The sequence below is a fragment of the Pedobacter sp. A2324 genome, from assembly GCF_059693705.1.
On sequence record NZ_JCASSK010000001.1, the window covers coordinates 413460 to 426318 of the forward strand.

The 12859-nt window shown below is 38.8% G+C and carries 9 protein-coding genes; 5 read left to right on the forward strand and 4 right to left on the reverse strand.

Features of this window, described 5'->3' with window-relative positions; all coding sequences use genetic code 11:
- Positions 1-83 precede the first annotated feature (83 nt).
- Genes AC570I_RS01870 through AC570I_RS01885 form a run of 4 tightly spaced genes read left to right on the forward strand, consistent with a single transcriptional unit; the run spans position 84 to position 7417 of the window.
- Complete coding sequence (locus AC570I_RS01870) at positions 84-1277, forward strand: anhydro-N-acetylmuramic acid kinase (RefSeq protein ID WP_497403915.1); 1194 nt, start codon at positions 84-86, stop codon at positions 1275-1277.
- A gap of 31 nt (positions 1278-1308) precedes the next feature.
- The gene (locus AC570I_RS01875) at positions 1309-4287 is read left to right on the forward strand and encodes a SusC/RagA family TonB-linked outer membrane protein (protein WP_497403917.1); all 2979 of its coding nucleotides are present in this window, start codon (positions 1309-1311) and stop codon (positions 4285-4287) included.
- A 17-nt stretch (positions 4288-4304) separates the two neighbouring features.
- The gene (locus AC570I_RS01880) at positions 4305-5624 is read left to right on the forward strand and encodes a RagB/SusD family nutrient uptake outer membrane protein (RefSeq protein WP_497403919.1); all 1320 of its coding nucleotides are present in this window, start codon (positions 4305-4307) and stop codon (positions 5622-5624) included.
- Between the two features lie 56 nt (positions 5625-5680).
- On the forward strand, positions 5681-7417 hold the full coding sequence (locus AC570I_RS01885; RefSeq protein ID WP_497403921.1) for a serine hydrolase domain-containing protein: 1737 nt from the start codon (positions 5681-5683) through the stop codon (positions 7415-7417).
- A gap of 46 nt (positions 7418-7463) precedes the next feature.
- On the opposite strand, the gene AC570I_RS01890 is transcribed toward AC570I_RS01885, so the two are convergent.
- From AC570I_RS01890 to AC570I_RS01900, 3 genes are all read right to left on the reverse strand, one after another.
- Positions 7464-8225, reverse strand: a complete 762-nt coding sequence (locus tag AC570I_RS01890; protein WP_497403923.1) for an EcsC family protein — start codon at positions 8223-8225, stop codon at positions 7464-7466.
- A 92-nt stretch (positions 8226-8317) separates the two neighbouring features.
- Positions 8318-8800 carry a nucleoside deaminase gene (locus AC570I_RS01895; protein ID WP_497403925.1) on the reverse strand — a complete coding sequence of 161 codons (483 nt, stop codon included), beginning with the start codon at positions 8798-8800 and terminating at the stop codon, positions 8318-8320.
- A gap of 94 nt (positions 8801-8894) precedes the next feature.
- Positions 8895-9491, reverse strand: a complete 597-nt coding sequence (locus tag AC570I_RS01900; protein WP_497403927.1) for an OmpH/Skp family outer membrane protein — start codon at positions 9489-9491, stop codon at positions 8895-8897.
- Between the two features lie 320 nt (positions 9492-9811).
- Here AC570I_RS01900 and gyrB point away from each other — a divergent pair, with 320 nt between their 5' ends.
- Positions 9812-11770, forward strand: coding sequence for a DNA topoisomerase (ATP-hydrolyzing) subunit B (gyrB, locus tag AC570I_RS01905; protein ID WP_497403930.1), 1959 nt, complete (start codon positions 9812-9814; stop codon positions 11768-11770).
- Positions 11771-11924: 154 nt separating this feature from the next.
- Here the strand turns inward: gyrB and AC570I_RS01910 are convergent, their stop codons facing one another.
- Complete coding sequence (locus AC570I_RS01910; protein WP_497403932.1) at positions 11925-12851, reverse strand: bestrophin family protein; 927 nt, start codon at positions 12849-12851, stop codon at positions 11925-11927.
- Positions 12852-12859: the final 8 nt, after the last annotated feature.

Below are 12859 nucleotides of genomic sequence, written 5' to 3' on the forward strand. Positions count from 1 at the left end.
ATCTATATATTTACAAAAGTGATAGTGGATTTTGTGTGTCATGCATTTTTTTGCGTGTTTTCGATTACCCTTAACAACATCGAATGAATAAATCTCTACAAAAACTAGTTGATATTTCACAAGCTACTTCCAGAATCATCGTCGGATTAATGTCAGGAACATCACTTGATGGTTTGGATATTGCGCTTTGTAAATTCTCCGGCTCAGGTGCAGATACATCTGTAAACTTGCTTCATTTTACTACAACGGACTTTTCGCCGGAATTCAAAAATGAATTAAGATCAGTTTCATCCAAAAGGATAGTCGACCTTCAACAGGTAACGGTATTAAATGCGTTTATTGGGAATTATTATGCTGATTTAATATTGGAGGCATTGGAAAGTTGGGGATTTTCTGCAAGTGAGGTTGATATCATTGCCAGTCACGGACAAACCATTTATCATGCTCCGCAATCTATTCACAAACTACCAAACTATCCTAATGCGACACTCCAGATAGGTGATGGAGATCATATTGCTGTAAAAACAGGCATTATTACGCTAAGTGATTTTAGGCAAAAACATATCGCTGCCGGTGGTGAAGGTGCCCCTTTAGCTGTTTATGGGGACTACCTGATCTTTTCTGATGAAATTGAAAATCGTATCTTACTTAATATTGGTGGTATTGCAAATTTTACTTATTTACCTGCTGGCTTTAATTTCGATCAGATATTTTCTACGGATGTCGGTCCGGGTAATACGATCCTGGATCAGTATGTACAGCAACATTTTGAGGGAATGTTCTTCGATAAAGATGCTGAACTGGCATTATCGGGTAGGGTAGATGGGGGATTGCTAAAACGACTGTTAGCTGATCCCTTCTTTGGTCTTCCATTTCCTAAAACAACAGGCCCTGAACTCTTCAATCTTGATTATTTAGATCGCGCCATCAAATCGAATGAAAATGAAATAAGCCGGGTAGATGTTTTGGCTACACTTTCAGAATTTACCGCCAGAGTTATAGCTGATGCGATCCGGAAGTCAATACCTGCTGAAACTCCATTTGTGATTTATTTAAGTGGTGGAGGGATGCACAATCCTTTATTGAAGGATAGGTTAGCCAAATATTTGAATTGTAAGTTGAAAAATACGGCGGATTTAGGAATAAATCCTGATGCGAAGGAGGCTGTATTGTTTGCATTGCTGGCTAACGAATGTTTAGCGGCAGAAAGCTTCAGCTATACTAGCAGGCCCGAAATGCCGGCTGTGGCGATGGGTAAAGTAAGTTTGCCATTTTAAGAGAACCAACACTTAACACAAAATAAATATTATGAACGAAAATTTACTCGGGAGGACTGCGAGAGGCAGCCTGTTATTGCTTATTTTTTTCTTTCTTTTTTATGGAAAGGTCTCTGCCCAGGGAGGAGCATATGTAATTAAAGGGTTTGTTAAAGATGCACGAACGGGACAACCCTTGCCTGGCGTAAGTGTCAAAGTAGGAAACACAACAATAGGGGGCTCCACTAATGGAAACGGTGCTTATGAATTTACCGCAGGGCTTAGTGGAGGTAAATATCAAATTACTTTTAGTTTTTTGGGGTATTCTCCTAAGACACAAAGTATTGAGTTAGGATCGGAAAAGACAATTACCTTAAATGCAAATATCGACGAAGATCTAGTTCGCCTGAATGAAGTCGTGGTAACTGGTACATCTGTAGCAACCAGCCGCAAAACATTAGGTAACGCTATTTCTACTGTGAGTTCAAAAGATCTTGAGAACAGTAATGCAACTTCGATCGATCAGGCCTTAAGTGGTAAAGTAGCTGGCGCTCAGATATCACAAAACTCTGGGAATCCGGCAGGAGGTATTAGTGTAAGGCTAAGGGGGAGTAGTACGATTGTCGGAACTGGCGATCCGTTATATATTATTGATGGGGTGATTGTTAATAACAATTCTACAGAATTGCTTGATCTTGGTGGTTATGCCCAAAATAGGCTGGTAGATATTAACCCAAATGATATTGATCGTATTGAAATTATAAAAGGTGCTGCTGCCGCTGCAATTTACGGATCCAGGGCCAGTAATGGTGTTGTGCAGATTTTCACAAAAAAGGGTAAGGAAGGAAAACCAGTGGTTAATGTCTCAACTAATTTCAAAATAAGCGAAGTGAGAAAAACACTGGATATAAATACTTATCCTTTCCGCTATAATACAACAACACTAACTGATTTAAGCCAAACTGCAGTACAGCGGTACGACTATCAGGATGATATTTTCAGAATGGCATATGGTAATGAAAATAATGTTTCAGTATCTGGAGGAAGCAATGGTACACAATACTATGTAAGTGGAAACTATTTGTACAATCAAGGAATAATTGATAACTCTGATTTTAGTCGTGGCGGTGCAAAAGTAAGGTTGGATCAGACTATTACTAATTGGCTTAAAATTTCTGCAGGCGCTAATTACTCAATCAGTTCAAGTCATGAAATTCCTAATGGCGGCCTCAATGAAGCTTATGGAGCGTTAACCGGTTTTATTTTTGCTAATAACTATATTAATCCTGAACCAGTAAATGGCGTATATCCTTCTACTTCTCCCAGTGTTGCACCGAGAACTAACCCTTTGGAGGCGATTAACAGATTTGATTTTCAACAACGGACAAGTCGTTTTATTGGTAATTTCCAGGCAACAGCCACTCCAGTTAAAGGTTTAACATTGAATTATGTACTTGGCTATGATAACGCTACGCAAATCGGAACTGGCTATATTCCCGTGGGAAATACAACACCTACTTATAATACCGGATTTTCGAAACGTGCGGACCTGACAACATTTATGGTAAATAACGATTTTACAGCTTCATATCAGACTAAGATTACTGATTGGCTGGAATCTACATCTGGAATTGGTGCAACAGCTCAGAATGAAAAACGTTATCAAACTGGATTATCGGCAACTCAGTTGGGATTGGTTGGGCAAACGGTAAACAATGGAGTAGTTGTAGGAACTGAACTGCGCTCGACTGTTAATGTGATGGGAGCGTATGTTCAGCAAACGTTCGGACTGTGGGACAAAGTATACCTTACTGCTGCTTTAAGAAATGATGTGTCTTCGGTATTTGGAAGAGATGATCGTTCACAATTTTATAAGAAATTTAGTGGGAGTTATGTGCTTTCCAATGAGAAATTCTGGCAAGATTCAAAAATAAGGAACATCATATCAAGTTTGAAGTTAAGGGCATCTTATGGAGAGTCAGGTAATTTAACAGCTTTAGGAGCCTTCGACCAGTACACTAACTATGTTCCTGTAAATTCTGGTGGATTGCCAAGTGTATACTCCTCCACTCTGCTCGGTAACAGCTCAATCAAGCCGGAACGTCAGGAAGAATTTGAGATAGGAACAGACATTAGTTTCTTTAAAGAACGTATTGGATTTGAATTTTCCTACTATCGCAAAAATGTCACCGATCTACTTAACCTAATAAACTTAACACCCAGTACAGGTTTTACAACTGAATTCGTTAACATCGGTACAATGACTAACCGTGGACTTGAGATCATGTTAAGAGGAGTGCCTATTCTAAATGAAAAAGTTAAATGGAATGTTGTAGCAATTTATTCTCGTAATAAGAACGTCGTTGATAATATTCCAGGAGGTTTACTGACCTTTCCAGGCGGTTTTAGTCAGGTCGCAGCAGTAAATGGATATCCAATCGGTGCCTTCTATTCAACTTATTTTGCGCGCAATGCTGATGGATCACTTGCCTTATTAAATGGCTTGCCTCAAACTGCTAAAGCCGCTAATGGCAGCACCCTGAGGAAGGTTATTGGTGATCCCAATCCGGATTGGACAGGATCATTAATCAATGAGGTAAACGTTGGTAAGCACTTTTCTTTCCGAGCGCAGGTAGATGCATCAATTGGTGCGGATGTTTTTAATTTCACCAAACGTGTAGGGGATCGCGATTTATATGGCGGTTTAAAAGGTTATGAAGCTGAGTTGAGGGGTGAGGTGCCAAAGGGAACATCTGCCGCATTATTCTCGATTTTCGAAAACTGGATTGAAGACGGATCTTATGTCAAATTAAGAGAGGTCTCCGCGTCTTATGATTTCAAACCAAAATTTCTAAAAAATGGTAGTATGCGTTTCAGCGTTGCAGGGAGAAATTTATTCTCCATTGATAATTATAGTGGCTACGATCCTGAAATAAATTCTGCAGGACAAAGCACAGCGGTTCGAGGATTTGATTTTGTTGAGGTTCCGATCCCCAGACAGATTATTGTTGGATTGAATATGACCTTTTAACCATTAAAGAATTTAAAATGAAAAAGATATTTAAAATTAAATTAGGCTTGTTACTGGTGTTTGCGCTTTTTGCGAATAGCTGTAAAACAGATATTTCAAATCCTAATGCCCCTACAGAAACTGATGTGCTTACAACGCGTGCAGGAATTTTTGGTTTAAGCGTTGGATTAAGGCAATACTACTCGACTAATGTTATAGCAGCTTCATACTTCTATCCTGCAGTTACGGCAAGGGAACTTAAAGGGACAGCAACTTTCACGAATACCTTGGAGCTTGAAGCGGGAGGAGTAGCACTACCCACAGCTAACGGGAATCTGCTGACTTTGTGGTCTAGTTTGCAGAAGTTGATGAGTATGAGTGAGGATGTAATTAACAATGCAAGCAATATCAGTACTATATCTGGTGGAACACTTTCCGGAGTTTTGGCTCATGCAAAACTATATAAAGCTATTGCCCTGGGTAGTTTAGCAACTTCATTTGAACAAAGTAACATCAACACAGACAAAACTGGTAAGGCAGTGTTTTATCCTCGCCAGGCAGTATTGACTGAAGCTATCAGGTTACTGAATGACGCTATTAGTCAGATTAATGCTAATCCAGTAACAACTGATTTCACAGCAAATGTTGCGGGTACTAATTTCAATTTGAAGAATGCACTGTATGTTTTTAATGCCCGTTATAATTTAATGGCTGGTAATTATGCCGCTGCAGCTACGAACGCCTCTGCGGTGGATTTGAGCAGTAAAAACGTATTTACCTATTCCACAGCGTCGGTTAATCCACTTTGGAATACTGCTGTTAATTTGCAATACTATACACCTCAGGCAAATCTTGGCCTATCAACAACATTATTTGAGGCAGGAGACAGGAGAGAAGCTTTCTACATATCTACGACTACTACAACTACAGGCACGGTAACAACGACAGTGAGGAAGCTCAACGCATTTGCTACTAACCAAACTGCAGAGATACCTGTTTATATCCCTGATGAAATGAAGTTAATACGTGCTGAATCAATTTTAAGAAGCAACGGAATGATCAATGACGCGCTTTCGTTGATAAACGAAGTAAGAACTCAAACTACAGGAGATGTTTTTGGTGTGTATGGGGGGCTCCCTGCTTATGCGGGCACCCTATCTAAGGATGCCTTATTACTGGAGGTTTATAAGCAGCGGTGCGCAGAACTTTTCTTAACGGGACAAAGACTTGAAGATAGCAGACGATTTGGAAGGCCAGCGCCGCCAACTGATACATCTGAAAGGAACCGTAACTTTTATCCCTATCCCGATCAGGAAAGGATTACTAATCCAAACACTCCTGCCGATCCGGCTATATAATAAACCTAAGAGCAACATTGAAAAATGTTGCTCTTTCTATAAACGTTGAACAGAACATGAATCGTAGAATTTACATTTTTATTTTTATCCTGCTTTGGATCACTAATTCTTATGCTCAGCAACATAAAACTAACATCAGCTTAGTTCTAGCAGAAAAGACAGCGATTAACCATTTAAAGGTGCATGATGGCAATAAACAATTACCGGTATTTGGTTTGCAAGATCTTAATATGATAAGTGTGAATTTTGGATTTAAGTATAACAGCGTTTTTGATAGCTTAGTTAATAAGTATACAAAAGTGGATACCCTGAGTAAGATTTATGATTCAAACAATATATCGAGTTTGAATGATTTAAACGATCGTCTCAAACTGTATAACTACGTTATTTTGAAAACTGATGGCAATCTCAGTAAATTGCTTATCTCCTTTATCAAGGAAATTGAAAAAAATAAGAAAGTAATTATCGTTCAGAAAGGCTATTCTGGCGGCATTAGTACAGACTTTAAATCATCCGTGATTGCTACCGATCTGAATGATGAATTAAGTGCTGCCTGTGCTGCCAAAGAAATTTTTGGCGGGATAGCTGTTAATGGCAAGGCTGTTCGGTTAAACTATACAGTGCCTGAATCAGTTGGTATGAATGCTGATAAATTAGATACTATTGCAGCAATTATGAAAGATGCGATCGATGCGAAAGGTACTCCGGGAGCAGTTGTGCTTATCGTAAAAAATGGAAATGTGATTTATCATAAAGCATTTGGATCACATAAATATGATCGTGTAAGAACAACAAAAGCTGATGATATTTATGACATGGCGTCGATAACGAAGTTAGCTGCGACAACCAACACAACCATGAAACTTGTTGATGATGGTAAGCTTTCTGTTGATAGTGTTGTTACGAAATATATTGCCAGAACACGTGGAATGCCTGAAAAAAAAGATTTAAAGATAAAGGAGATTCTATTGCATCAGGCCGGCTTTTTTCCATACATTAAATTTTACGAGTATCTAAAGCCTAAAGATACTGACACTTTATATTCGAAAGAATATCCAACCCAACTGGCTGACGGTTATTTTTTGAGGAAGAATTACTTTGAAGATACCATGTGGCCTGCAATGCTTAATGATCAACTTTTAACCAGGGGAAAATACGTTTACAGCGATTTGAGTATGTACTACATGAAAGAAGTAGTAGAAAAGGTTTCATTAACGCCATTAAATGTTTTTGCGGCAGATCATTTTTATAAACCATTAGGTATGCAACGGGCAGGTTTTTTACCTCGCCAAAGGTTTGAGAAAGATAATATCGTTCCTACAACAGAAAACGATGGATGGTTGCGTTCTATGCCTGTGCAAGGGTTTGTAAATGATCCTGGGGCAGCAATGCTTGGCGGGGTGAGCGGCCACGCTGGATTTTTTGCCAGCGCAAATGATATGGCAATTCTAGGTCAAATGTGGCTGAACAAAGGTTCTTACGGCGGTTGGAATTATATTAAGGCTGAGACCTTGGAACGCTTTACATCCAGCCAGTCTCAGGTAAGTAGAAGAGGTTACGGATTTGACCGCAAGGATCCGGATCCGGCCAAAGGTTATCCATCAACCTTGGCATCAAATGAAGTATTTGGGCACACTGGTTATACTGGTACCGCGATTTGGGTTGATCCAAAGCATGATCTTGTATATGTTTTTTTATCAAACAGGGTATATCCTGATGATAAAAATAAAGCTTTAAATACACTGAATACAAGATCAAAAATTATGGATGTGATCTATCGTGCTATGCACTAATGATTGCATTGGTTTATCTACACCTTCAATAAGTAACACACAGCAGCTAATTTTTACTCACTATGGATGTCGCAGTTTGTTCACCTATTGTTTGAATATTAACATAGCGCATTCTGTAAGCCATCATGGCAGTTTTTCCCAGCTTATCGATAAGTTTATAATTTGCAATTGCCCCGACAGCTGCGCCTATGAAAGGCAATAACTGGGCAAGTTTAGCTAAGTCAATATAATCCCGGTATTGCTGTTGAAAGGTAAGCCAGTCAAACTCATCAATACTGTTTGGGAGGCGATGGGCCTGGTCATCCCAATTCTCTATTTTATGAAATATTTTTTGACTTTCATTTTTGCTGGAGAATGCCAGCTGAAAAATGTGAAGAATAAACAAGCGTTCCCTGTAATCTTTAACGTCATAGCCGTACAGTGCTGCAATACCAAAAAGCATCTTCATTTTAATTCCCAATAGCAAAGGGAAGTCAGCAAGGCTCATCAGGAAACCTCCGGCACCTGTAATTCCACCTTCGGCTGCTCCGGTTTTCTTGTAATTTTCGATTTTATCTTTTACCAATGCCTCGCGGTGCATTAAAGTTAGGTCAGTTATTGCTTTGGCTGTTGTGTATGCTGATCCAAACAATACTGTTTTAACCATCTGTTTAATCGTAGTAGTAATTGCCTGGTGTACGCTATCCGGGATATAGGTATTAATCTTCTTTTGTATATTGTCTGTCGCCTGACTTAAAAAAGAGGGCTTTTGCAAAATCTTAAACTTCCAGAATTCCAGATCACTGGTAATTTTTTGTTCATAGGTCATACCTCTTTTTAACAATAATTATTCCGTAAATTAACCGACCAAAATGAGAATAATCTATTAAAAAAAGAGGGTTAAATGCCAAGATCTATTTACTAGTAATTTATTCTTATTGGCGAGGTTTCCCAAAGTTCGAAAGCCTGGAGTGCTTCATTTCGCATTAATTGTACAACCGGTAAAGTACGACTATGCATTGGTTTATCCAGCTCATCGTAAATGAACTTATCGCTAAAGCCGATAGATTCGGCGTCTGCTTTTGTGTTTGCAAAATAAATGGTTTCGATTCTAGCCCAGTAAATTGCACCTAAACACATTGGGCAAGGTTCACAACTGGTGTAAACTACACATCCACTTAAATCAAATGTGTTTAATTTTTCGCAAGCCAACCTGATTGCTGAAACTTCAGCATGTGCAGTGGGATCGTTGGTGGCTGTTACTTTATTTGCCGAACCTGCAATAAAAATTCCATCTTTTACAATTACTGCGCCGAATGGACCGCCTAAACTTTCGTTCACATTCTTGAGCGATAGTTCAATGGCCATGCGCATAAAATCTTCGTGATTCATTTTGTTTTCCATATTGTTTAAACAGTTAGGCAGATAGTAGTGTTTAATTTAGTCCAAAAAAAATGCCCCGTAAAACGGAGCATTTCTCATTGACAATTTTAGCTAATTATTTTTTACTGTATTCAGCATTTAAACCTTTGATTACATCAGAAGTAACATCTAAACTTTCATCAGCAAATAAAATTGTACTGCCTTTAGTATAAGAGAGAACTAATTTATAGCCTTTTTCTTTTGCATAAGTTTTTAAATAACCTGCAACCTTATCATAAAGTTTTTCTGTTTCAACAGCTTGCTCATTTTGCAATGCACCACCAGCATTTTGCTGATAAGTTTGAAGCTCCTGCTGCTTACGGCCTAAACGCTCTTCTGTTGCTTTGCGTTGATCGGCAGAAAGCGTTTGAGCACTTTGCTGGTATTGTGCCACTTCTCTTTGAAATGCCTGTCCTTTCGCCTGCATATCCGCCTGGGCGTTTTTAGACTTACCTTCGAATTTAACTTTCAGGTCTTTATAATACTCGTATTTGCTTAATAAAGAATCTTGATTAACAAATACAATTTGCTCGCTTTTAGATACTGCTGCAGATGTACTATCTGTTTTTTTAGTTTCAGTTGTTTTAGCGTCTTTGTTTTGACATGCAGAAAAAGCTGAAATTAAAGCAGCAGTAGCAAATAAACCAAAGGTTTTAAAGGTTCTTCTTTCCATTATTGTTTAATAAATTTCAGCAAACTTATATAAATTAGTTTTGATATCCAATTTAAGAGTTTTTTATGCCTGTTTTGAGCGTTGAAAAATAAGTTTGCCTTTTCTGAGATCATTTAATTATTCCTCCTTCGAAAAACTTTAGCGGAAGAATTTGCCCTTGAAAGCATATCAGATTTCATAGCGGAAATTGCCGTTTAAATGTTCAAATAATTCACCTTGAGCGTGTTTATGGCGGGTTTTAAAAGCCTAAAACTTATCCACATATTAGTTTAAGTGCCGGAATTTCCGTATTTTTGATACTTATAGTTTTTATTTAAAATATGAGCGAAGAACAAGATTTAAAGTCAAATTATTCGGCAGATAATATACAGGTTTTAGAAGGTTTGGAAGCGGTGCGTAAGCGCCCTTCAATGTATATAGGTGATACTGGTGTAAAAGGCTTACACCACTTGGTTTACGAGGTAGTGGATAACTCTATCGACGAGGCTTTAGCTGGCCATGCAGATACCATTGACGTCAGGATTCTGGAAGGAAATTCTATACGTGTTGAAGATAATGGCCGTGGTATTCCTACTGGCATCAACACAAAAGAGAACAAATCGGCCCTTGAGATCGTGATGACGGTTTTGCACGCGGGTGGTAAATTTGATAAGGATACTTATAAGGTTTCAGGTGGTTTACACGGTGTAGGTGTAAGTTGTGTTAATGCGCTGTCAACTCACCTTAAAGCAGAGGTTCATCGTGAGGGTAAGATCTGGATGCAGGAGTATAACATCGGTAAGCCATTGTATGATGTTAAAGAGACAGGTATTACTGATAAGCGTGGAACTATTGTAACATTTAGTCCGGATGCTACCATTTTTACGCAAACTACCGAATATAAATACGATACATTAGCAGGGCGCTTGCGTGAATTGTCTTTTTTAAATAAGGGAATAAAGCTTACCTTGACTGATGAGCGAGAAACACTTGAAAATGGATCTTTTCTATCCGAAACTTTCCTTTCTGAAGGAGGCTTAAAGGAGTTTGTAGCTTTTCTGGATGGTACACGTACTTCAATTCTGGCTGAACCTATCTATATTGAAGGGATTAAAAACGGTATTCCTGTTGAGCTGGCATTTCAGTATAATGATAGTTATTCTGAAAACGTTCACTCCTACGTAAATAACATAAACACTCACGAAGGGGGAACACATATTGCGGGTTTCCGTAGAGGTTTAACCCGTACTTTAAAAAACTATGCTGATAAGGAAGGTTTGTTAAAGAATGTGAAGATGGAAATTACCGGTGATGACTTTAGAGAAGGTTTGACTGCGGTAGTTTCTGTTAAAGTGCAGGAGCCGCAATTCGAAGGACAAACTAAAACCAAACTTGGAAATAGTGAGGTTATGGGATCTGTAGATATTGCTGTTGGTGAAGCTTTGGGGAATTACCTTGAAGAAAATCCTAAAGAAGCGAAAATGATCATCAACAAGGTGATTTTGGCGGCTACTGCGCGCGCTGCGGCCCGTAAGGCCCGTGAAATGGTTCAACGTAAGAGTGTGATGGGCGGTTCGGGCTTGCCTGGTAAACTGGCAGATTGTTCGGACAGTGATCCAGAAAGGTGCGAGATTTACCTGGTAGAGGGTGATTCAGCGGGTGGTACTGCAAAGCAGGGGCGTGACCGGAACATTCAGGCTATTTTACCATTGAAGGGAAAGATTTTGAATGTTGAAAAAGCGATGGAACATAAAATCTACGAAAATGATGAGATTAAAAATATGTTTACTGCTATCGGTGTAAGTATAGGTACTCCTGAGGATAATAAGGCTTTAAACTTGACCAAGTTGCGCTACCATAAAATCGTAATTATGACCGATGCTGATATTGATGGGTCACACATTACCACTTTAATTTTAACATTCTTTTATCGTTACATGAGGGCATTGATCGAAGCTGGTTATGTTTATATCGCCTCTCCACCACTTTATCAGGTTAAAAAAGGTAAGGAATTCGAATACTGCTGGACTGATGTGGAACGTGATGCTGCGGTACAAAGATTAAAAGGTGCAGGTAAAGAAGATAGCGTACATATCCAGCGTTATAAAGGTTTAGGTGAAATGAATGCTGATCAGTTATGGGAAACTACCTTAAACCCGGAAACACGTACATTATTGCAGGCCACTATTGAAAGTGCTGCAGAATGTGACCACACCTTCTCCATGTTAATGGGCGATGAGGTTGCACCACGTAGAGAGTTCATTGAAAGAAATGCAAAATATGCGAAGATTGATGCTTAATCAATAGTAGCTGTGCCGACTTATAATTGAAAACCCCTCTTTGAGCACCAAGCTTAAGAGGGGTTTTTTGCCTTCGCTTCTCTCCATCCGGAGAGAAGCTTATGGCGTTAACTAACCATTCCAAACTAAGGAACAGAACTAAGAATTGATCTTTCTACAGAATGTAATAAGAGCCAAACGGCGCTAATTCTGTTTGAGGTTTATCCACATATATTTTATTATCATCCAACATTTGAAGCAGATCTCTTTCGATGGTTCTGCAAATGGTTGTTGTTGGTGTATCGGTTGGTTTGTTTTCAAAGGGATCTTGTAAATGCACGGCCATTTTTTCTACCAGTAAAAAGAAAGCTGCAATCGCAACTACCAGAGGCACCTCCATATATCCGAAATATTCGATTAATCCAAAAGGTAATAGTACAATGAAAAGATGAATGGACATGCTAATGTATTTACTGTATGTAACAGGGAATACCGTGTTTTTTATTCGCTCACAGCCACCCATATGATTGCACAACGCACTTAGGGTTTTGTCAATTTCAATTTGCTGATATTGGTTAATCCACCCCTCGCTTAAGGCCTTTTTAAGGTCCATTCCATGTAATTCGAGCAAGCTTGCGGTAACGTTTTTTCTTTTTTTAATAAAAGCCATTTCTTCAGCTGTTAGGAATTCTTCTAATCCTTTACGTGGGTTAAAGCCCCGTAAAGATTGGCTTAATGCGTAGCACCAGGCTATTTGCCTTTTAATAAAATTTTCCTTAAATGCTTCTATTTCATTTGATTGATATGGGTTTTCTACAAATGATAAGATTTGACGGGAGATAGACCTTGAATCATTCACCATAGCGCCCCACAATGTTCTGGCTTCCCACCATCTGTCGTATGCCTGATTAGAACGAAACGCTAATAGCAAAGAAATAATTGTTCCCAGCAGGGCTGGGACCGCTACTGGAATTGAAATTCGGGTAACATGAAAATTTTGATATAAAACCACTATTCCGACAGAATAGGCAATTACCAAAAGTAGTTCTTTCTTTATTTTCCCAAATATATAAGTGAGTGGAATATTATTTCGTAACAGCATGATCTAAA